The organism is Caldicellulosiruptor acetigenus (assembly GCF_026914305.1).
In the GTDB taxonomy this organism is placed as follows: domain Bacteria; phylum Bacillota; class Thermoanaerobacteria; order Caldicellulosiruptorales; family Caldicellulosiruptoraceae; genus Caldicellulosiruptor; species Caldicellulosiruptor acetigenus.
In genome coordinates this window covers 220,891-243,739 of sequence record NZ_CP113866.1, presented here as the reverse complement: position 1 = coordinate 243,739, position 22,849 = coordinate 220,891, and the positions used below count along the sequence as shown (strand labels likewise).

The window sequence follows — 22,849 nt, the reverse complement described above, 5'->3', positions numbered from 1 at the left end:
TCCTAATTCTGGTATATTTTTATATATTTGTCCTCGAGAGATTCTACTTTTTCGTAAAAATCCTTTATATTAACTCCATTTTGAAAGAGGAAATTCATAAACGCTACCTTTTTACTTCTGTCAAGTTCTAACTCAATACTGTTTTCTTTTACTCCCAAAATTTTTACACCTTCAAAGCAAGATATTACTTTTGTAGTTTTTACCACCACATCATTTGTATTTCTGTCTTCATTTAATACCAGAACAAACTTCACATTTTCGATAAAACTGCTGTCTATGTTTTCAATCGTCTCTATCTTTCCTTCTTTAATAAACACCACTTTATCGCAAATTTCTTGAATCTCAAACAGATTGTGAGATGATATAAATATCGTTACATTTTTATCATTTGCAAGACTCTTCAAAAGGCTTCTTAACTCAATAATACCGCTCGGGTCAAGCCCATTTGTCGGCTCATCCAAGACAAGAAGTTTTGGGTCTGTCAAAATTGCCATCGCTAAAGCAAGCCTCTGTTTCATTCCAAGCGAATACTTTTTTGTCTTTTCTTTGAGAGCATAGTCAATACCAACAAGTTTTGCAACTTCAATTATTTTGGACTTTGGTATGTTTGAAATTCTTGCAAGCTGAGCTAAATTTTCATATCCTGTTAGATATTCATAAAGCTCGGGGTTTTCTATTATACTTCCAATAAACTTTAATGCCATTTCTCTTTCATGTACAATGTCATACCCAAAAATTTTAATCTGTCCACTATCTGGCTTTATAAGCCCTGTTATCATTTTAATTGTGGTGGTTTTACCAGCTCCATTTGGTCCCACAAACCCTACTATTCGGCCTTCTTCAATATCAAACGAAATTCCCTTTATCACCTCCTTTCTCCCAAATTTTTTGTAGACTGAAATTACCTCAAGAGCTTTCTTCACACCAAAACACCTCCAAATTTTTCTTCTATAAGAAGTTTTTATATCTCAAGCTTTTTGTCAAAAAGCTTGATAGCACCATATAAACATAAAAGGGTTAGCCCAACTATCAAGGCAACATTAATAAATTCTCTTAAAATTCTTGGAATGTGTGCAGAAAAGTTCTGATTTATTTTTATATTTTCAAGTATCTAATCCCTTTTTCAACGCTTTCAGGTTAAACACAATCAGTGCAATAAATATTGAAAAGTCTGTTAAAAGCAATACAATTAATCTCATAGTTACGCTTGTTATACTTTTTTCTATAAATTCGTATAATCTTACATTTAAATATATAGCCAATACAAAAAGTGAGATTATAGCATAATCTAACTTAGAAAATCTTCTAAATGTACTCCAGTAGGTAGGTAAAGTGAGAGCCCAGAGATAAATTATAAAAAAAGACAAAGGCGCATGAATTAATAAATAGAAATCGCTGACATATAATTTTTTTATCAGTAAAAAGTGAAAAGAAATATATTTTTCAAGTCCTCCTACAATAGCACCAAGCAAGTTAATCCAGATAGTAAAGAGAAAAAGGTCTAAAATAAAATACAATATTTCTCCAAACAAAAAGATCTCTGGTTTTAATTTATAAGAAGAAAAGAGCAAAAATCTTTCTGAACTGGTCAATATTATATTCCATCTAAAAATGTGATATATTTCAGCAACAACCAATGAAACAAACCATAATAACCATAATATTATTGCTATTTTTGGCGTATCTTTAGGAGTTACTTCAACATTCCTTGAATAATATGCCCATATACCAACCAAAGAAGCACCCAATGTATAAAAAATGTAAAAAAGCGTCCCGCTTCTGTACTGATGTTTCAAAAATTTTGTTATCATCTTCTACCACCTTCTTTGAAGAATTGATTCACAGAAACTCCTGACTTTTCTCTTAAGTTTTCTGCCGAATCTATGAGTGCAATCTTGCCGTCTTTAAGAATGATAATCTCATCAAATACATGCTCAATTTCAGAAATAATATTGGTTGATACAATAACTGTCTTATCTTCACTAAGATTGTCTAAAATCATATTTATCACCACATCTCTTGAGATTGGATCCACAAAAGCAAGAGGTTCGTCTAAAAGATACAGATTAGTATTTCTTGAAAGTAAAAGTGCTATAGAAAACTTTTCGATTGTTCCTCTTGAAAAATCGTGGATTTTTCCGTTTTCGCTAATATTCAAAAACTCAAGCATATCCTTTGCCCTTGATAAATCAAAATCATCAAAAAAATCTACAAAAAACTTCAAAGCATCCTTTACTTTCATCCACTTGGGAAACATAATTGAATCTGGTAAAAACGCAACATATCTGCGTGTTTCAACTCCTACCCTTGTATTATTTATAAGAACCTGCCCTGAAGTAGGTTTAGAAAAGCCTGCAATAATCTTTAAAAGCGTTGTCTTTCCAGCACCATTTTCTCCTAACAGTCCAACTATTTTGCCTTTATCAACTGAAAAACTAATATCATCCAGAACAATCTTCTTGTTATATCTCTTGCATAAATTCTTTACCTCAAGAAGCACAGGTATCTACTCCTCCCCATTTAATTTTTTATTAAGAAGATTCAGGATTTCCTCTTTGTCATAGCCAATCTCTTTCATTGCCAAGATAAAATCTTCTATAATCTTTTCAGCCATTTTTTCTTTTAAGTCTTGAATAAGTTTTGTATCAGACGTAACAAAATTCCCAATTCCTCTTTCTGTTTTTGCCAAACCTTCTCTTTCCAGCTCCTGAAAAACCCTCTGTGCTGTATTTGGATTAATATTAAACCTTTGTGCCATCTCCCTCACAGACGGAAGTTTTTCACCAAGCCTTATCCTGCCACTGACAATCTGTTTTTTCAGGTATTCCAGCACTTGAAGATAAATAGGTACATTAGGATTAAATTCAATCAAGCCTCTTCCCCCTGTATTGGTGTACTAATTAAATAATACACTAATACGATAAGATTGTCAATGGGTTATTTTTAGTTTTTTTATCCAACAAAAAATAAACTTCTAAAATGTCTAAAAGAATTTTCTCTTAAGGCAAGAACACTCTGGTATAATTTAATAAATAGAAGACCATTTTGAAGGTGTGAAAAGATGAAAGAAGAATTGGTGCTTGTCCGTAACGAAACATTTAAAGACTTTCCCATTGGAAACTTCCCCTTTGACCCTCACCATTCTGCAATGGGAGAATATCACTGCTATATCCCTGAAGGCTACCGCGGAAACTGGTACGACCCGGTAGTTTATCATGGCTGGAATGGAAGTGGTCCTACCTGGATTGTGACAGAGGAAGATGGCAAAAAGTTTATGGAACAGACAAGGGTGCTTGCCGTATTAAAGAATTTGTGGCCAATGCTTGTAACAGGAGATGAGTTTTGGCAAGACTATTTAGTTGAAGCTCAAGTTCATAAAAAAAAGACCAGGAAAATGGAGTTTTTTATCCCGATCTTTCTTTATCTCTTAAAAATAAAATTATTAAGCATAAAATTACTTTCCCGTTATGCAATCAAGCCAGTTTAAAACATCTGCATATACCTCTTCGCGATTAACTTCATTAAACAGCTCATGCCTCTTACCAGGATAAAGTTTTAGGTCAACATTTTGACATCCTGCCTCTTTATAAATATTATAAAGCCTTTTAACTAAACGTCCATATTCCCCAACGGGGTCTTCTTCTCCAGCAATAATTAATATTGGCAAGTCTTTGGGCAGATTAGCCAAGCGTTCTGGACGATATAAACCCAAGAATCCTCTTGAAAGATAATAAAAAAATCCTGTAGTAAAAATTCCTCCACAGTAAGGATCTTCTTCATATTTGCGTACTTCTTTCTCGTCCGTGCTAAGCCAAGCAAACTTGCTCGGGTTGTTCTTTATTCTGCGGTTAAACGTGCCAAAACTCAACCAATCCAAAAAACGACTACGGTATTTTTCCCCATGTATAAGCCTTTCTATACTGGCTAAAATATAACCTAATTTTGCTTTTAATGTGTTCATAGCTGCAGAGCCACTTAGCACCAACCCATTTATTCCCCACCCATACCTTATTATATATTCCTGTGCTACAAAAGAACCAAAACTATGAGCCACTATAAATAAAGGTAACCATGGATATTTCTCCTTCAGAAATTTGCTTATTAAATATTCATCCTGGACTAACTTATTAAATCCGTCTTCTCCTATATAACCTATATTTTCTAAACTTCCCGCAGTTCTACCATGTCCTCTGTGATCATCAGCATAAACTATGAAGCCATGTTCATTCATGTATTGAGCAAACCCTTCATATCTTTTCCCATGCTCAGCCATGCCATGAAATATTTGTAATATGCCTCTTGGATTGTCAACCTGATCCCATGCGTGCAAATAAATATCATGCCCATCTTCGGCCTTCAGCCAAAATCCTCTGTATTTTTCTCTCATAGTTTATTCCTCCTAATCTTTTTTATTCCCAACTCTTTGAAGCAATAACATCTACCCCGGAACCTGCAATGTTTTTGTAAACAACATCACCCATCTTTACCGGAGGCTTTACAGTTACATTTTTCAATTCTTTCATTGCTTTCATAAGCAGGTTCTTGGGTATGGGCTCTTTTGTCCTAACAGGTAGTCTCTTTTGATTTCCATTATCTATTATGCTCACTGTTGTCGTCAAAACTCTCTTAGGATTTGTCACTTCAGCTTCCGCATAAGTTTTACCTCTTTGGCAAACATTACCTGATATATTTGCAACTTTACCATCCACTAACTTAACATCTATATGACAACCTCTCGGACAAACAATACAAATAACCTCTTTATTCATCTCCATAACCATCACCTTCTTCCCTTAAGGTGAATCTGAGAAATTCAATGTTCGGTTCTAAAAGCTCCTCTTTCTTTAAAACAATATTAATCATCTCACTTGGTTTTACAAATCTCAAAGTCTGAGTTTTTATAACGCCATTGTTTGAGGTTATCATTAATCTTGCCTTACTCATAGGTGCTATGCTCCTCATAAAAAAGTTTTGTTTATCGCTCACCATTAACTCAGGTGATATTATTTGCGGAAGTACATATCTTAAACCTTCCCCAACATCTACCTTAACCATGCGCTGTGAAGATGGTTTTTCACTCTTTAAATATTGTGCTGCACCTTTACCCGCAAGTTGTGCTTCTTGAGTAACAAAATCTACTAAATCATGAACATGACATACATTCCCACAAGCAAATATCCCTTCTACTGTTGTTTCCATTCTCTGATTTACAATTGGTCCTCCTGTCACACTATCAATCTTTATCCCAGCCATTTTAGATAACTCATTTTCAGGTATTAATCCAACCGACAAAAGCAATGTATCACAAGAAATATATCTCTCTGTTCCTGGTATCGGTCTTAAACTTTCATCAACTTTAGCAATTGTTACTCCTTCAATACGTTTCTTACCATGTATATTTATAACAGTATGGCTTAATAACAAAGGTATATCAAAGTCATTCAAACACTGAACAATGTTTCTTGTAAGTCCATTGGAATATGGCATAATTTCTACAACACATTTTACATGAGCACCTTCTAATGTTAATCTTCTCGCCATAATAAGTCCAATATCACCTGACCCTAAAATAACTATCTCCTTGCCTGGCATAAAACCTTCTATATTCACATACCTTTGAGCAGTTCCCGCTGTAAATATCCCAGCTGGTCTTGTGCCAGGGATATTTATAGCTCCTCTTGTTCTCTCTCTGCAACCCATTGCTAATATCACAGCTCTTGCTTGAATCTCTATCAAACCGTATTTCTTGCTTACTGCCGTAATTTTCTTTTGCGAAGTCAACTCAATTACCATCGTCTCAAGCATAACTTCTATATTCATAGATTTAAGTTCATTAATAAATCTCTCTGCATACTCAGGACCAGTAAGTTCTTCTTTAAATATATGAAGGCCAAAACCATTGTGGATACACTGTTGCAAGACCCCTCCTAAATGCGAATCCCTCTCTATTAATAATATATCCTCAACACCATTTTTTTTGGCTTCAATAGCAGCTGCAAGTCCCGCAGGTCCTCCACCAATTATTACTAAATCTCTATTCTCCATCTTCTTCACCACCTCTATCTTCTATAAAGTCTTTTATATGACCTAAAAGTATATTCGAGCCAGGTCCTTTCTTAGTAATTTCAAGCGGATCCACCCCTAATTCCTTTGCCAATATCTCAACAACCTTTGGCGAACAAAAACCTCCCTGGCATCTTCCCATGCCAGCTCTTGTTCTCCTTTTTACCGCGTCTAAACTTCTTGCCCCAACCGGTCTTCTTATTGCATCTACAATCTCTGCTTCCGTAACAGTCTCACACCTGCAAACAATATGTCCAAATGCTGAGTTCTCAAATATAACTCTTTTCCTCTCTTCATTGCTCATATCTCTAAATCTATACTTTTTAGGTCTTCCAGGAATATAATTGTTCTTCTCTCGAAGTTTCAATCCTTCTTCTTTTAGAATGTCAATTACCATATGTGCTATTGCCGGCGATGAGGTAAGTCCAGGTGATTGTATACCTCCAACATTTATAAAACCCTTAACTAATCTTGACGCACCAATTATAAAATCATCTGTGTCTGCTACTGCCCTTAGCCCAGCAAATGAGGTTATAACATGTCTTAACGGTAAATTTGGAATAAGCTTTCTTGCCCCACTTACTATCTCATCGATACCAAATTGAGTTACACTAACATCCTCTTTGTCCTCCACATCATTTGCATTAGGTCCAATAAATGTATTGCCGTCAACTGTGGGACATACAAGTATTCCTTTTGATACCTTTGTTGGAGTAGGAAATATCGGTCTTTTTACTAGGTCCTTTAATTCTCTATCAAATAAAAGATACTCTCCCTTTCTTGCTTTTATATGATACTTCTCTGCACCTGCCATCTCTGAAATTAGATCTGCATAAACTCCTGCAGCGTTTATTATAAATCTTGTTTGAATATACCCATTTTTTGTGCGTACAGCTTTTACTTGCCCATTCTCTACAATAATATCGACTACAGGTGAGTTGAATAAAAATTCTACACCATTCATATTTGCATTTTCAGCAAGAGCAATAGTAAACTCATATGGACACACTATTCCGGCGGTTGGCGCATAAAGTCCCACTTTCACTTGCGGATTTAAATTAGGTTCCATTTCTAAGATTTGATCACGTGTAATTATTTCTAATCCCGGAACTCCATTTGTTTTCCCTCTTTTATATAGCTCCTCTATTGTCTCTACCTCTTCATTATTCAGAGCTACAACCAGTGAACCAGTCTTTTTACACGGCACATCTAATTCCTCACACCACGAATAAATAAGAGGATTACCTTCTACATTAAGCTTTGCTTTTAGCGTCCCTGGCTTAGGATCATATCCTGCATGCACAATCCCACTATTTGCTTTACTTGCACCGCATGCAACATCTTCTTCTTTTTCTATCACAACAACTTTTAATTCATATTTTGAGAGTTCTTTTGCAATAGTACATCCAATTACTCCAGCACCAATTATAATAACATCTACCATATTTATCCCTCCCACAAATAAAAACAGCCACACTTTTTCTTAAAAGTGTGACTCTCCAATTTCTCCTTCATACAATATTTAACTCAGTTAAGACACTATAACATTCTATCCTTCTATCCAGTTTTTAGATCTTTCAATTGCTTTCTTCCATCCTGAATAAAGTTTTTCCCTCATTGAATCCTCAATTAAAGACTTAAATTCACGGTCAAGCTGCCAATGCAGTAGTCTCAGTAACTTTACACCTTAAAACAGGTATCCCTAATATATCAGCCTGAAATTGCATTAAAAAGTTATTTACACTAGCACCACCATCAACTTTTAAATTCTTTATGGGAATTCCTGCATCTTCTTGCATAGCTTCTATAACGTCTCTGGTTTGATATGCAACAGATTCTAAGGCTGCTCTTACTATATGTTCTTTCTTGGTACCTCTTGTCAAACCCAAAATCGCTCCTCTCGCATACATATCCCAGTATGGAGCACCAAGACCGACAAACGCAGGAACAAAATAAACACCATTTGTATCTGCAACTTTTGTAGCATACTCTTCACTTTGAGCCGCACTTTCTATTATTCCAAGCTCATCTCTTAACCACTGTATTGCAGCACCTGCTATAAATATGCTGCCCTCAAGTGCATATTCAATTTTCCCATCAAGCCCCCATGCAATTGTTGTTATAAGACCATTTTTCGATTCTACTGCTAATTCCCCTGTGTTAAGAAGTACAAAACATCCTGTCCCATAAGTGTTCTTAGCAGTTCCCGGCTCAAAACATACCTGGCCAAATAAAGCTGCCTGTTGATCCCCTGCATCACCAGCAATCGGAATCTCTACTCCAAATATATCCTTGTCAGTCTTCCCATATACATAACTTGACGGCATGGGTTTTGGCAACATCTTTCTCGGAATTTTTAGTTCGTTTAATAAATCGTCATCCCAGTCAAGTGTATGTATATTAAAAAGCATTGTTCTTGAAGCATTACTGTAATCAGTAACGTGAACTTTGCCACATGTCAAATTCCAAATCAGCCATGTATCAATGGTCCCAAACAATAAATCACCTTTTTCTGCCTTTTCTCTTAAACCTGGAATGTTGTCTAATATCCATTTTATCTTCGTAGCTGAAAAATACGCATCAATAACAAGACCTGTCTTCTGACGAATTATCCCAGCCAAACCTTTTTCTTTTAATTCATCACAAATTGGTGCTGTTCTTCTACACTGCCAAACAATTGCATTGTACACTGGTTTTCCACTATTTTTATCCCATACTACAGTCGTTTCTCTTTGATTAGTGATTCCAATAGCTGCTATCTCTTCTGGAGAAATCTCAGCCTTCTTAAGAACTTCTTTTGCAACACTAATTTGCGTTTCCCATATCTCCATTGGATCATGTTCAACCCAACCTGGCCTTGGATAGATCTGCTTAAATTCTTTCTGTGCAACAGCTATTATTGAACCATTTTTGTTAAATATTATCGCTCTTGAGCTTGTTGTTCCTTGATCGAAGGCCATTATATATTTGTGCATTTAAATCACCTATCCTTTTCAAAAACATACCCTTAATAGCTTCGATGCTCATAACAATTCAGGTATCATTTTTGCCAAAATTTCTGGATGTGTTAAATTTAAATTTATTGGTTTTAAGTAAAAGCTAAATTCAATCTTTTGAGGATATAATTTATACTTTTCAAGTGGTTGTGGTCCACAACTATTACTACCAAGGCCACTTACCATGTAATCTATATTTAAAATGATACCATCATATTCTTTAAGTTCATGCGCATGTTTTTTCCTTAAAAGTTCAAAATCGGCATATTTCTTTACACTCATTTCAAATGTTGGATTGCCAATTGCTAAAAGTCCTATACCTGTCATACTTGAAATACACGTCCACCTAACATCACATCTATTTCCATATTCCTGAGGCTTTACATATGGTACATAAAGTTCATCAACATTTCCTTCATATATACCAACTAATGTACTTTCTTTGCGGTCAATATAATTTTCATGTGGACCTCTGCCAAACCATTTTACATATTCAAAACCACGTGGCAAGACCATCTGTACACCAAGTTTTGGCAGAACCATCTTTTGACTCAATGCTAAAGGCAAAAAGGTGGTGTTCATAAAGATATAATCATTAGCATATATAATATACTTGGTGAGAGTCCTAAATAAAGGAGGTAATGAATAAATACCATGAATTTTTGATACTTCAATTACAAAAGCTTTGTTATTTTCTAATCTGTAATTTATATCTTCTATTCTGTAAAACATACTGTTAGCGAGTGAATATATCAATTCATTAAAGGCTTTTACCTTTTCTTCTGCATCAATTAATTTAAATACATCATTTTCAAAAAATGTATTTTTCATGTATTTATCATTGTCCGTAAATGCTCTAAATAAATTGATAGATGGTCCTTCTTTTAGTAATTCAATATTATTGTATTTCAAGTTTATTATTGTACCCTTTTTTTTGCTAAAAACCACATTTGTATCTTCCGAAAATACTATTATTTCATTTTCTTCATCCTTAAGATTTAAATTTTGAGATAATGAATTCACATTTATAATCTTCTTTGCAACTTTACTTGGTATACGGAATTGTGAATAAGCTACTGTAAAACCTTTTTTTGCCCAAGGTGTTGAACTTTTTAACTTAGAAATTATGTTAATATGATATTCACAATCGCTGTTCAAAAGCTCCTTCCTGAAAGGAATCTCCACCTCAGCAGTACAATGAGGCTCTAAATTTAAATCCAACTCTCCCTCATCAACAATGATTCCATCTTCTAATAGCTCCCATGTAATCGAAAGGACATTAAGATTCAAAAAATCATATGTATTAGTTATTCTAAATTTTCCCTCAGCAGCATCTATCTCTTCTATTCGAACTGGCTCTATTGCTTTTTTGTACTCAATAATTCCAGGATAAGGCTTTCTGTCTGGAAACATCAAACCATCAATGCAAAAATTGCCATCATTTGGATGATCGTCAAAATCGCCACCGTAAGCAAAAAATTCTTTATTGTTTTCAATTTTTCTGATCCCATGATCTGCCCATTCCCATACACAACCGCCCATGAGTCGCGGATATTTATAAATTACATCCCAATATTCCTTTAAACTTCCCGGACCATTCCCCATTGCATGAGCATATTCACACATAAAGAATGGCCTTTTCTCTTTTTTCTTTCCTTGTTCTTCTAAAAATTCTACCGTTGGGTACATCACAGAGACAATATCAACAATTCCTGCATCAAAAGCACCTTCATAATGAATAGGTCTGCTGTTATCAATAGTTCTGATATAATTAGCCATTGAATCATGGTTTTTTCCATACCCTGATTCATTTCCTAATGACCAAATTATGACACATGGATGGTTTCTATCCCTTAAAACCATTCTTTTAGCTCTGTCTATATAGGCTGCTTCCCATTGAGGATGATTAGAGATAATACTAACATCACCCAAAAGCCAAAAACCGTGGGTCTCAATATCTGCTTCATCAATTACATAAAATCCCAATTCATCACATAAGTCCAAGAAAAATGGATGATTAGGATAATGGGAAGTTCTTATAGCATTAATGTTATATTGCTTCATTAACATTAAATCTTGTAACATTGACTCTTTTGTTATGGCTTGTCCTAAATCAGGATGCATTTCATGCCTATTAACACCCTTTATTTTTATAGCTACATTGTTAAGATAAAATACACCATCTTTAATCTCTATCTTTCTAAATCCAATATTATGAACAATAACCTCTTTTTTGTTTTGGATGTGGTTTTCGATAGCTAATTTGTATATATTTGGTGTTTCTGCACTCCAGAGTTCTGGTTTATACAGAGTTTCAGCAATACTGACATACTTTTCTTCATTAGCTTTTACTTTTTCTGTAATTGTTTTTTCAAATACTACTTGATTATCTTTATTGAGTAAAAACAATTTTATAGTTCCATTTTGGAGATTACTATCAAGATTTCTCATCATAATGTCTATCGACAAATTAACTTTCTCTAAGCTATCATTCTCAAACTCGTATTTAACTGCAAAATCCCTGACATAAAGCTTGGGTCTGAATAATAAATAAACATCTCTAAATATACCAGACAGTCTCCACTTATCTTGATCTTCCAAATACGTAGCATCTGACCATTTTAAAACAGCAACGCAGATGGTATTTTCGCCTTTTCTCAAGTATTTTGTCACATTAAATTCGGCTGGCATATGAGAACCCTTGCTAAATCCTATAAAATGGCCATTCAACCATACATAAAAGCAAGAGTCTACCCCTTCAAAAACTATAAATGTCTCTTTGTCATCAATCTCTCGACCTATAAAAAATTTTCTACGATAAATACCAACAGGATTTTCTTCTGGAACATGGGGTGGGTCGACTGGAATAGGATATGCTATATTTGTATAAACTGGCCTATCATAGCCCATTAATTGCCAGTTGCTTGGAACATAAATTGTGTCCCAACTACTGTCATCAAAGTTGTCTTTCTCAAAATTTTTAGGTATATCTGCTGTATTATCTATAAACAAAAACTTCCAATTACCATTTAGTGTTTTGAAATAATCTGAAAGCTCATAGTTTTTGGATAAAGCTAAATCAAGAGATTGGAACGGTATAAAAAACGCTCTTGGTTCTTCTCGATTTATATGTAAAACTTCTGGATTCTCATAATGTTTTTTGCTTATAATTGCATCCATTTTTTCTTACCCCTCCACCAAAATTTTTATAGTACCTTTTAACACTTCATTGCTTCATCTAATCCTTCTTAAAATTATTTCCTTTTACTAATTTACAGGAATTACTTGAGTTAATCTGTCTCTTTTTACTTTAACATACCCATCATCTTTACAATCAGAAGTATACGCCCCTGTATACATATCAAATCTATAATCACTATTCATTAAACTACGTATTATATCATCATCTACCGCTGCTGAAGGTGCAACCCCCGAAATTTTAACATATATCCCAGCAGAACGTTCTTCGTATAATGCTGGTGGTGGAGCACCAAAAGACATAAAATATAAATTTGGCGCAGCAACATGTTTTGCTCCTACTTCATATGCTGGAATATACCACGGTTTTAAGTTAACATGTGCAACCATATTAAGCAATTCTTTGTTTTCATCTGCTACAAATGGTAATTGCGCAATAGCGGTGGTCCTATACAATTCAATTGATACATTTTTATTTTTTAAATCTTTTATGTATTCTCTGCAAACTTCTCCTGTCCATTTCCCATTCAAGTAATCTTTTCCCCCAACTGACCAATATGGATCAAGTAAAGCTAATCTTTTTATCATAAGATTGCTTGGAAGGCATCCTTTTGCGACTGCGTTATTAACCATATAGGCTAAATAAATTGCCATTTGATTTCCTAAAGAATGTCCTACTATTCTAATATTGTTTCCTTTATAATCTTTCAGTGCTTTAACAAAGGTCTCATAAAAAAGCTGTCCTGCACTTTTGTTGAATGTACTTTCATGGAACTCACCCTTATTGTCCCTCCACCTCATTTTCTTGGGACCATAAGCTGTCCAAATTTTTGCTTCTGCATCCAAAACATTTGGTTCATCTGAAAACATATCCCAATAAAATATACCAATATTCCACCCAGCTTTAATCCATGCATCTGCTATATTAATATCTATACCATAGGTAGGGTCGTTTAATTTATAGTTAAATGTTTCTCTAAAATTCCTAATACCAGTGTCTTTCTCCCATCCATGTACATAAATTACAGTAGGTTTATTTGGGTCATAGTAAGGATTAACTTTACCTTCTTCAAATTTCACTGATTTATTGCCTAATCCAAACCAATATAATCCATAATCTGGTCTAGGTGCCTGAGCTGTATTATATGACAATTCCCCTGCTTTTGCATAATTGTAATTAATTATCTTAAAAGTAATTGTTACTACTAACATGAAAACCAGTAAGGCCTTATTTATCTTTCTAACATTCATTTCTCTATCTCATATCATCTAAACTCCGCAAAACTGCACAAGTTTAGATGGCTGGGGTACTTAAAATCCGCCCTTTTAAGACTGTCTCAGCCCCAGCAGGCGGTTTTTGAGACAGCCTTAACTTTTAGTCCATGAGAAAACATATTTTTGTTTAGACCTTACTGTTTAACAGAACCAAGTATACCCTGAACAAAATACTTTTGTAATCCAAAAAATACTATTATCATCGGCAAGGTTGCTAAAACAACTGTTGTCATAATAACCCCAAAGTCTGGGTTGTATCCAGATGAAAGAGTCGACACAAGTAATGTCATTGTCTTTTGTTCGTCACTCTGCAAAACAATCAAAGGCCATAGATAAGAATTCCAGCTCGTCATAAAAGAATATATGGCAGCTGCCGCATATGTTGACTTCATTGATGGAAATACAATTGACAAAAATATCCTTAGCTCACTTGCTCCATCAACTCTTGCAGCCATAATTATCTCTTTGGGATACAGCTTAAAACTTTGTCTAAAGAAGAAGATTAAAAACACTGAGGGTAACATTGGCAGGATAACGCCCCAGTGAGAATCTAAAAGATTAAAAGCTACCATTAATCTAAAAAGTGGCACCATTAAAGCAGCAAATGGAATCATCATTGTTGCCAGTAATATTGCGTATATCTTTTCACGAATCTTTGATGGATAAAATTCAAATCCATAAGCTGCCATAGATGATATTAAAAGTGATCCAATAACTATAGTTAATGAAATTTTAAAGGAGTTTATTATAATTCTACCTACTTCATAGTTACTAAAGAGATTATTGAAATTTTCTATTAATGCATTTCCAAATGTTAATTTACCTTTTATTATATCAACCGACTTGTTGGTCATCCCTACTATCATCCAGAAAAAAGGAAATACAGATACAATCGACATTATAATGAGAAAAATATAAACGATCAAATTTTTAATTTTTGTATCTTTCTTCATTCATTTTCACCTGCCAACTTAAATTGAATAAATGACAATATAGCAACAATTATCACTATGATATAAGAAATTGCTGCGGCATAACCAAAATTAGGCATATACTTAAAGCAAATATTATATATGTAAACAGAAGGCGTCAGTAGCGAATCTCCAGGTCCTACGCTCGAACCCGTAACAACACCTGCAGCTAAATTTATTGGTTCGTCGAATAATTGCAGAGTCCCTATTGTAGACATGATAGAAGTAAAAACAATAATTGGTTTTAGCATTGGAATAGTTATTTTGAAAAATTGGACAACTTTATTGGCTCCATCTATTTCAGCTGCTTCATATATCTCGTAAGAAATATTTTGTAAACCTGCCAAATAAAAAATCATGTTATATCCAGTCCATCTCCACGTTAAGGCAAATATAAGTGTTACTTTTGCCCAAAATGGATCCATAAGCCATGGTATAGGCTCTTTTATCAAATGCATTGATAATAATGCTTGATTTATTAAGCCGTCAGTACTAAACATCATTTTAAACAAGACCGTATATGCTACAAGAGATGTTACAGCTGGAAGGAAAATTGCAGTTCTAAAAAGACCTCTGAATTTTATTTTTTTGTCGTTAAGAATAACAGCTAAAATTAGAGCTAAAATTAACATTATGGGAACCTGAATTATCAAAATAATTAATATATTTTTTAGCGAAAGTATAAATGTGTTGTCTTTAAACAGTCTTATATAATTGCCTATTCCTACAAATTCTTGTACAACACCCTTTGTACTGAATGTAGAAAGATACAGTGAATATATGATAGGATAAAAAAGAAATAAACCTAATCCTATAATAGAAAATAAGCTAAAAAACCAACCCCATAAATCAATATATCTTTCATATGAAATTTTCTTCATACCTATCTGCCCTCCATTTTTGTAAGGGAGAGAAACAATACCCATGTAACAGGTATTGCTTCTCTCCAAATTTCTTAGACTATTGACCAACTTTATTCTTAAATTGTTCTTCTGCTTTCTTCAAAGCTGCATCCACTGATAATTTCCCTGAATATACATCTGGCATCACTGCCATAATTGCACTATCTGCTTCGTAAGTGTACAAGCCATAATTAACAGAAGGTATATTCTTCATCCAATTAGAGAAGTGTACAAATATTTTTTGGCCTCCAAAGAATGGGTCACTTGCTGTATAAGCTTTTCCTTTTTGAGCTGGTAAATATGTCCCTACTGCTCCTCTTTCAATCAAAATCTTTTGATAGAAGTCTATATCTTTAGCATATATTTGTTTAAGAAAATCTATTGCAATATCTCTGTATTTTGAATTTTGCAAAACATACCAACTTGACCCACCAAGATTTGATGCATTAACTGAACCTTTTATATTTAGACGTGGAACAGGAGCAACTGCCCATTTCCCACTTTGGCTCTTTTCAGCTTTTATTGATCCTATAATCCATACCCCTGTAACAACTGATGCAACTTCACCATTATTGAAGGATGCTACCCATTGATTCCATCCACTAACCTTTTTTGCAATACCTGAATCTACTACTTTTTTGTAAGAAATTAAAGCCTCTTTTAATACAGGGTTATTAGCAATATCAACTTTACCATTTTTATCAAAATACCATCTTCCAGCAGATTGCAACATTATTCTCATCAAGCCACCATCATAAGGATCAAATCCTACCATATACTTTCCAGTCTTTTGTTTTATTATCTTGCCCATCTCAATAAATTTGTCCCATGTAATATTTATTAAATCATTTGCTTTAAAACCAGCTTTTGAAAAGTAATCGCTTCTGTAGAACCAGCCAACAACACCTGAATCAAATGGCACACCATACACTTTTCCTTTGAGTGTCATTAAACTAACTTTATACTGTGCAAAATCTTTATAATTGAAATGCTTTGTTAAATCTGCAAAAGCTCCTGGATAAGAAGTTAGATACTTTTGAGCATTATAATCTTCGATTAAAACTATTTCTGGAAGTCCTGTTTTAACTCCTGATGCAAGCACAGTATTTAGTTTTTGTTCCACATCAGCTTTTGCCATATTAGCAATTTCAAATTTCACTTTTGGATTTATCTTTTTGTATCTATTACTTGCTTCATTCATAATTGCTATATTAAAGTTTGGGTCCCATGCCCAAATAGTAATTTTGCCTTCTTTAGTAGCAGCTTTTGTAACATTACCGCTATAAACTCCACCCACTAACACAAGTGATAAAATAACCAAACTCACAATTGCAATTGAAATTACTCTTTTCATTCTAAAATTCCTCCTTCTCACTATTTTTTTCATTCAAGACTCCCTATATATCACTTTTATGAGAACTGTGATGCTATTTCATATCATCCACCACCTCCTCCTTCATTAAAAGTTATAAAAATATTGAGGGCAAACTGATGGAAACAAAACAAAAAAAGTTCTCCCTTGGCATAAATTGCACACCGGCATTTTTGCCACTGGGAGAACTTCTCCTTCTTCTCCGTTCTCTCTCATTCAATTATTCTATATTCATTTTTTAATATAGGCAAAAATTTATACAAATTCTTAATGCTATTTGCTTGTTTGCTGCATTACTCTATATTTAATTTATTATTTTTGCGTATATTTTCCTTGCACCTTTGTTTATATTATAATATTTTAGTCCTACAATGTCAATATATTTTATCACATTTTCTCGAATAGGTGTAGAGATATTTACCACAGCGAAAAACGTGCACAAAAATGATGAAAAGTAAAGAGTTATAAAAAGAAATGCTATTTTCAAAAAACAGGAAAGATCAAACCAGATTAAAAAATGAACTCGCATATAGTAGAATGATAAATATTTTCTGATGATTCATGCTTGTTGGTATACAAAACAAAAGATAAATTTATGGAAAGAACTCAAAGATGGCAAGATACAAGGATATTTTCAGAAAAGTGGGTACTTTTTGCTCCTTATTTAGTAATGAATTGATGGTAAATATGTCCTCACCACATGCCTTTTATAACATTTTACTTATCATCATTTCATACATTTCAATTTCACAACATTTATTCTTGGTTGTATATAAAATCCCACAGTTTTTCAGCACTGGTAGACACTCCAACTGCACCTCTTCTTAGTGCTTCTAAAACTTCATCTTCTTCCTCTACCAAACCGCCAACAATTACTGGATAATTTACACTACTACAAATTTTTTCGGTTACCTTTGCAATAACACCTGGTAATATTTCTACAGCATCTGGATTTACACCTTTTATAGCTTTTTCAGCTGTTTCTTTTGCTTGACTATCAACTATGAAAATCCTTTGGATAGTAAACAAACCTTCTCTTTTGGCTATAGTAACAAGATTACTTTTTGTAGTAATTATCCCATCAGCCTTAACTTCTTGAGCAATAAATTTTACACCTATCTCATCCTTTCCAATACCTTCCATTAAGTCAATATGTATAAATACTTTTTTCTGCATCTTTTTCAAGTAACTAACAATATATTTTATACTCAAAATATCTCCTTTTAATAAAAACACCCACTTTACTGGTTTTTGTTGGAGGTCATCTATTTTTTCTAAATCTCTAATAGCAGCTATTATGGGGTTTTTAAATAAATCATTTAAAATACTCAATAATTTTCCACCTCTTATTAAATATCATTTGAAGAAAACTCATAATAAATCATCTTTTTTTCATCCTAGTATTATCAGCTAAATAATATCATGATAAAATCTATTTTTCAATATAAAGGTGTTGATTAAAGATATACTAATCGAATTAAATACGAAAGACAGCGATTAATTAAACCAAAAAGTTGTTAAATAGAAAATATAACTATTAATGTCAAAATAGTTATGGTAGAAATAAACAAATATTTTTATTCTTGAGATATTAAGGCTTAAAAACACACCAACCATAAGAGAAAAATAACACAATTTATGATATTATTAAACCACAAAAAAAAATTTTTGAAGATCCTTTTGTTGTCAAGAAAACAGCATAAAAAGTTTAGGGAGATATAGATTCAACATCTTTTAATTAAAATCAAGAATAAATATATTTTTTCATAGATGTGCTTATCTATAAACATTAAATGTTTTTGGTACATAGAATTATAAAATGTCCAGTAACTTTTAAATAAATAGTTTTCAAAACCAAATAAAAAAGGCTACCGCAACCAGATTTTTTGTTATGACAAACGGCAGCCTTTTTTACAAACACAAAATTTTATTCACACCACGCACGGCTAAGATAATTTTTGATTTCTTTTGCATCCTTCTTTTCGCCCACAATCTCAAATGTCCCTGTGAACTTTATGTCTTCTGAAGATGCTCCTACCATGACCTCAACAGTGCCAAGTGAAATTACCCTATTCATATCATAATCATAGTACGCAAACTGGTCGGGGAAGATTTCAAATACAACCTTCTTCTTTTCGCCCGGCTTTAAGTGTACTCTCTTGTAAGCTTTGAGCTCTTTTACAGGGCGGGTTACCAAGAACTCTTCTTTTCTTGTGTAAAGCTGAACTATTTCATCGCCTGCGTACTTGCCTGTGTTCTCAACCTCAACTGAGATTTTAATGCTCTCATCCATAGAAATCTTTTCTCTTTCTATTACAAAGTTTTTGTACTCAAAAGTTGTGTATGAAAGTCCATAGCCAAACGGCAAGAAAGGCTTTGTTGACATCTCAACATAGTCCCCATGCCAGCAGGACTTTCCACCAGACGGTTTGTGCCCGTAATAAACCGGAACCTGTCCTACATCCCTTGGGAAGGATATTGCAAGCTTGCCACCCGGGTTGTAGTCGCCGAAAAGAACATCTGCTACAGCCTCTGCTCCTTCTTCGCCCGGGAACCATGCTTCCAAAATAGCTTTTGCTTTCTGCCAGATGCCTTCCAGCGCAACAGGTCTTCCATTTACAAGCACAACTACAATATTCTCGTTCACCTTTGAAACCTCTTCAATGAGCTTTTCCTGCACTCCAGGAAGTTTTAAACTTGCCCTATCTCTTGACTCACCTGATGTGCAATCAAGCCTCAAACCTGCCTTGTCACCAACAACCAAAATTACTACATCTGCACCCTGTGCTGCCTTCTTTGCTTCTTCAAAACCAGATTCATCTTGAGTATTAACATCACAGCCTTTTGCATATACAACCTCAGCTTTGTTTTGAACTCTGTCTTTTATAGCCTCTAAGATAGATTTCATATTGATTACTTTTCTTACAAACTCTTCTTCATTGCCAACACCTTTGTCTTCCTTTATGAAGAACATCTCAAGTGTTGCTATGTGTGCTGGATACGAATAGTCACCCAAGAGGTTTCTCACAGAGTCTGCATTTGGTCCAATCACTGCAATCTTCTTTACATCCTTTGAAAGTGGCAGGAAATTGTCATTCTTCAAAAGTACCATGGACTCTTGAGCAACCTTTCGTGAAAGCTCTCTTTGTTCTTTGTTGTCAAAAAGCTCCAAAATACCTTCGGTTTTGATATATGGGTTGTCAAAAAGACCAAGCCTGAACTTCATCTCTAAAACTCTTTTTACAGCGGCATCGACAACCGCCATGTCAAACTTTCCTTCTTTTAATGCTTTTATAAACTCCTCTGTGAAACATTCTATTTTTGGCAGCTCAATGTCAAGCCCTGCCCACAGTGAAATGTATGCTGCCTCTGCATATGTTTTTACTGCCTTGTGGTAGTCAAGGATATTTCTTACACCTGCATAGTCTGAAACATATATGCCGTCAAATCCCCACTCACCCCTTGCAATGTCTGTCAAAAGCTTTCTATTTGCATGGCAAGGAATTCCGTCAATCTCATGATAAGCTGGCATGATAGATTTTAGTCCTGCAACCTTTACTGCAACCTCAAACGGGTAAAGATACACTTCTCTGAGTTCTCTTTCAGGAATGTGGACAGGCGCCCAGTTCATTCCGCCTTCTGACATTGCATACCCAACAAAATGCTTACCTGTTGCAACTATACCGTCTTTTATGTCATCACCCTGGATGCCTTTTACATAGCTCACAGCCATATTTGCAACAAGGTAGGGGTCTTCTCCAAACGTCTCTTCAACCCTTCCCCAACGCGCATCCCGTGCAACGTCAATGAGCGGAGCTAAAGCCTGGTGAGCTCCAACTGCTTTCATCTGAATTCTTATAACCTTTGCAAGCTCTTCAACAATCTCATTGTCAAACGTGCAGGCAACGCCGATGCTCTGTGGAAATACAGTTGCACCTTTTGCCATGAAACCTGAGCACGACTCTTCATGAATCATAGCAGGAATTCCAAGCCGTGTGTTTTCAACCAGAAACTTTTGAATTTCATTTGCAGTCTTTGCTGTCTCTTCAGGGCTCAAGTTGCTTGCGCCTGCAACTCTTGTTATTTGCCCAATTCCGTGTGGTATAAGCTTTTTAGCTTTCTCAGGCGAAAACTTGTCGTTTTCCATGATGTCCTGAACAAGCACGCTTGTGAGCTGATACACCTTTTCTTCAACTGTCATCTTCTGTAAAAGCTCGTTTACCCTTTTTTCAATTGACACCTCTATACACCTCCAATTTTTCTAAATCTTTTAAAAATTGTGCTGGGGGCAAAAAAAAGGCTTGTAATTAAAATAGAAAGCGTTTTCAATTACTTTCAAAAGAAAAGGCAACCTTTTTACATCTCTTGTTGCCTTTTGTATTTGATTTAATTATATCACTTCATATGATTCTTTTTCAACTATATTTTTTCTCAATGAATTGTATACCCTCTCAACAGAAAACTTATTATTCCTGTAACAAACGCCATGATGAGGGAAATTATTAGCGTTGTTCTCAAGACCTTTGACTCCTGGCCAATCGCATCAATTGCAGCAGCTGCATTTTGAAGCTTTGACGGTGATATTCCAGAGGCAAGCCCACCACCAAACGCAACAGCTGCAACCATCAAAAGCGGCGACAGCCCAAGCAAGTTTGAGGTTTCAATGGTATATTTTGCAAACATGGCAACGGTGGATGTTTCAGTACCTGTAATGAAACCGCCCAAGATGCCCAGATATGGAGCAACAAAAGCATATGCGTTTTTAAATCCTTTTGCCGAATATTCTGCAAGCACATACACAATGTTGTGAGTCTTTTGCAAAAGTTCATACCCGTTTGATGTCTTTTGATAGCCTGAGTACATCATGACATAAGCCATCAGGAAAAACACAGTTGAAGACCAGAAAGGTTTTGGAATTCTTGATTTTGTCTTTTCCCATACACTCTTCAGTTCCTTGCCATTCATTTTGAAGATGAAGATTGAAATAATTGTTGAGAGCAATATCCATGTGTATGACTGCCAGATTACCCTTGTGAAAATGGGCTTTATTTTTGGACCTTTCATTACTTCAACTGGCATTGAAAGTTTGTCATATAGAAACTCTCTTATAGGGGTAATAAGATTTGTAATTAGAATAAAGACAACCAGCAGTATCCACGGCGATGTTGCTTTTATTATCCCCATTGTTTTTTCAACTTTTCTATCTTCTTCTGTAAAATGGCTTGAGTCATATACTCTTTTGCCAAGAAGTTTGAGTATTGCCATCATGACAAGCATTATAAGAATCCCTGCAAAGATGCCAGTGATAACTGGTGCTTTTACCAAAATTGCTAGTTCTGCTGCTGCATAGGATGTAAGCCCGACAATTATAGCAGGCACAAACCCTCTTTTGACAAACTTGCTATTGCCAATTATAAAAAGCATTGCAAGAGATATTGTAAATGAAACAACTCCAACAAATGGCAAAAAGTATCTTGCTGACGTTATCAAATCCACATTTGCAATCTGTGAAAATACAACCAAAGGTGTACCAAGAAGAGCATATGTACACAGCGCATCAAACCCGACTGCAGACAGGGCAATTGCAGCAAAGGTGGAATAACCAAGACCAATCAAAATTGGTGGAAGCACAGTCACAGGGACCGCTCCGGTTGCTGCCAAAAATGTTCCAAACCCTACGTTCAGAATCAGTGCCTGGAACACCTTGTCATCCTTTGATAAGCCTTTTACAAACACAATAATTCTTTTCATCGCACCTGCTGACTCCATGACATTGAGCTGCAGGATTGATGTGACAACAACTAAAGAAACTGGAAGAGCAGCTAAAAATCCCATTATGGATGATTTTAACACAACATCAAATGAGGTTTTAAAATACACAATAGCAATTAAAGCTGTTGCCACCCATCCGACAAGCCCTGCAACATCTGCAGTCTTCTTTGCAAAGATGAGAAGAAATAAGACAAGCAGAATTGGTAAGACACTTAAAAATAAATCCATACTACCATCAATCCCCCTTCTACCATCCTACAGATTTTATTTTTTTGAAGACCAGCGCAAATCCTATTTGCA

General features: G+C 34.7%; 17 protein-coding genes and 1 pseudogene. 1 reads left to right on the top strand and 17 read right to left on the bottom strand.

Going from position 1 to position 22,849, the window contains the following annotated elements; genetic code table 11:
- Positions 1-2: 2 nt before the first annotated feature.
- The 4 genes from OTK01_RS00955 to OTK01_RS00940 form a co-directional block, all read right to left on the bottom strand.
- Entirely contained in the window at positions 3-923 is a 921-nt protein-coding gene (locus OTK01_RS00955; RefSeq protein WP_029228441.1) for an ABC transporter ATP-binding protein, read from the bottom strand.
- A 180-nt stretch (positions 924-1,103) separates the two neighbouring features.
- A complete protein-coding gene (locus tag OTK01_RS00950; RefSeq protein WP_013429270.1) occupies positions 1,104-1,811 on the bottom strand; it encodes a hypothetical protein in 708 nt (235 codons plus the stop codon).
- Positions 1,808-2,500 carry an ABC transporter ATP-binding protein gene (locus tag OTK01_RS00945; RefSeq protein ID WP_029228442.1) on the bottom strand — a complete coding sequence of 231 codons (693 nt, stop codon included), beginning with the start codon at positions 2,498-2,500 and terminating at the stop codon, positions 1,808-1,810. Before OTK01_RS00945 ends, OTK01_RS00950 begins: the two co-directional genes overlap by 4 nt.
- Before the next feature lie 6 nt (positions 2,501-2,506).
- Positions 2,507-2,872: a GntR family transcriptional regulator gene (locus tag OTK01_RS00940; RefSeq protein ID WP_029228443.1), complete on the bottom strand. Its 366-nt coding sequence runs from the start codon at positions 2,870-2,872 to the stop codon at positions 2,507-2,509.
- A gap of 189 nt (positions 2,873-3,061) precedes the next feature.
- Between OTK01_RS00940 and OTK01_RS00935 the strand changes: the two genes are divergently transcribed.
- Positions 3,062-3,487, top strand: coding sequence for a hypothetical protein (locus OTK01_RS00935; RefSeq protein ID WP_029228444.1), 426 nt, complete (start codon positions 3,062-3,064; stop codon positions 3,485-3,487).
- Here the strand turns inward: OTK01_RS00935 and OTK01_RS00930 are convergent.
- The 13 genes and pseudogenes from OTK01_RS00930 to OTK01_RS00870 form a co-directional block, all read right to left on the bottom strand.
- A complete protein-coding gene (locus OTK01_RS00930; RefSeq protein ID WP_029228445.1) occupies positions 3,455-4,387 on the bottom strand; it encodes an alpha/beta hydrolase in 933 nt (310 codons plus the stop codon). The genes OTK01_RS00935 and OTK01_RS00930 overlap by 33 nt on opposite strands.
- A 22-nt stretch (positions 4,388-4,409) precedes the next feature.
- Positions 4,410-4,775, bottom strand: coding sequence for a DUF1667 domain-containing protein (locus OTK01_RS00925; RefSeq protein WP_029228446.1), 366 nt, complete (start codon positions 4,773-4,775; stop codon positions 4,410-4,412).
- Positions 4,762-6,045 carry an NAD(P)/FAD-dependent oxidoreductase gene (locus tag OTK01_RS00920; RefSeq protein WP_029228447.1) on the bottom strand — a complete coding sequence of 428 codons (1,284 nt, stop codon included), beginning with the start codon at positions 6,043-6,045 and terminating at the stop codon, positions 4,762-4,764. The genes OTK01_RS00925 and OTK01_RS00920 overlap by 14 nt, the downstream gene beginning before the upstream one ends.
- Positions 6,035-7,507, bottom strand: a complete 1,473-nt coding sequence (locus OTK01_RS00915; RefSeq protein WP_029228448.1) for an NAD(P)/FAD-dependent oxidoreductase — start codon at positions 7,505-7,507, stop codon at positions 6,035-6,037. The genes OTK01_RS00920 and OTK01_RS00915 overlap by 11 nt, the downstream gene beginning before the upstream one ends.
- A 220-nt stretch (positions 7,508-7,727) precedes the next feature.
- Positions 7,728-9,038: pseudogene (gene glpK, locus OTK01_RS00910) on the bottom strand (glycerol kinase GlpK); the annotation flags it as partial.
- 48 nt (positions 9,039-9,086) lie between these two features.
- Positions 9,087-12,239, bottom strand: coding sequence for a glycoside hydrolase family 2 TIM barrel-domain containing protein (locus tag OTK01_RS00905; RefSeq protein ID WP_232841683.1), 3,153 nt, complete (start codon positions 12,237-12,239; stop codon positions 9,087-9,089).
- An 87-nt stretch (positions 12,240-12,326) separates the two neighbouring features.
- A complete protein-coding gene (locus OTK01_RS00900) occupies positions 12,327-13,508 on the bottom strand; it encodes an alpha/beta hydrolase family protein (RefSeq protein WP_051129953.1) in 1,182 nt (393 codons plus the stop codon).
- A 158-nt stretch (positions 13,509-13,666) separates the two neighbouring features.
- Entirely contained in the window at positions 13,667-14,485 is an 819-nt protein-coding gene (locus tag OTK01_RS00895; protein ID WP_029228451.1) for a carbohydrate ABC transporter permease, read from the bottom strand.
- Positions 14,482-15,384 (bottom strand): carbohydrate ABC transporter permease, encoded by a 903-nt coding sequence (locus tag OTK01_RS00890; protein WP_029672059.1) that lies wholly within the window; start codon positions 15,382-15,384, stop codon positions 14,482-14,484. Before OTK01_RS00890 ends, OTK01_RS00895 begins: the two co-directional genes overlap by 4 nt.
- Positions 15,385-15,463: 79 nt before the next feature.
- A complete protein-coding gene (locus OTK01_RS00885) occupies positions 15,464-16,759 on the bottom strand; it encodes an ABC transporter substrate-binding protein (protein WP_029228453.1) in 1,296 nt (431 codons plus the stop codon).
- 774 nt (positions 16,760-17,533) lie between these two features.
- Entirely contained in the window at positions 17,534-18,109 is a 576-nt protein-coding gene (locus OTK01_RS00880; RefSeq protein ID WP_029228454.1) for a glycerol-3-phosphate responsive antiterminator, read from the bottom strand.
- A gap of 595 nt (positions 18,110-18,704) precedes the next feature.
- A complete protein-coding gene (locus tag OTK01_RS00875) occupies positions 18,705-21,017 on the bottom strand; it encodes a glycoside hydrolase family 3 N-terminal domain-containing protein (RefSeq protein WP_029228455.1) in 2,313 nt (770 codons plus the stop codon).
- A 191-nt stretch (positions 21,018-21,208) separates the two neighbouring features.
- Positions 21,209-22,777: an L-lactate permease gene (locus OTK01_RS00870; RefSeq protein WP_029228456.1), complete on the bottom strand. Its 1,569-nt coding sequence runs from the start codon at positions 22,775-22,777 to the stop codon at positions 21,209-21,211.
- Positions 22,778-22,849: the final 72 nt, after the last annotated feature.

Bases quoted from the DNA above. Each gene is read 5' to 3' on its own strand.
- OTK01_RS00905 (WP_232841683.1), bottom strand. From the start codon at position 12,239: ATGGATGCAATTATAAGCAAAAAACATTATGAGAATCCAGAAGTTTTA.
- OTK01_RS00900 (WP_051129953.1), bottom strand. From the start codon at position 13,508: ATGAATGTTAGAAAGATAAATAAGGCCTTACTGGTTTTCATGTTAGTA.
- OTK01_RS00935 (WP_029228444.1), top strand. From the start codon at position 3,062: ATGAAAGAAGAATTGGTGCTTGTCCGTAACGAAACATTTAAAGACTTT.
- OTK01_RS00950 (WP_013429270.1), bottom strand. From the start codon at position 1,811: ATGATAACAAAATTTTTGAAACATCAGTACAGAAGCGGGACGCTTTTT.
- OTK01_RS00890 (WP_029672059.1), bottom strand. From the start codon at position 15,384: ATGAAGAAAATTTCATATGAAAGATATATTGATTTATGGGGTTGGTTT.
- OTK01_RS00885 (WP_029228453.1), bottom strand. From the start codon at position 16,759: ATGAAAAGAGTAATTTCAATTGCAATTGTGAGTTTGGTTATTTTATCA.
- OTK01_RS00915 (WP_029228448.1), bottom strand. From the start codon at position 7,507: ATGGTAGATGTTATTATAATTGGTGCTGGAGTAATTGGATGTACTATT.
- OTK01_RS00930 (WP_029228445.1), bottom strand. From the start codon at position 4,387: ATGAGAGAAAAATACAGAGGATTTTGGCTGAAGGCCGAAGATGGGCAT.
- OTK01_RS00925 (WP_029228446.1), bottom strand. From the start codon at position 4,775: ATGGAGATGAATAAAGAGGTTATTTGTATTGTTTGTCCGAGAGGTTGT.
- OTK01_RS00895 (WP_029228451.1), bottom strand. From the start codon at position 14,485: ATGAAGAAAGATACAAAAATTAAAAATTTGATCGTTTATATTTTTCTC.
- OTK01_RS00870 (WP_029228456.1), bottom strand. From the start codon at position 22,777: ATGGATTTATTTTTAAGTGTCTTACCAATTCTGCTTGTCTTATTTCTT.
- OTK01_RS00920 (WP_029228447.1), bottom strand. From the start codon at position 6,045: ATGGAGAATAGAGATTTAGTAATAATTGGTGGAGGACCTGCGGGACTT.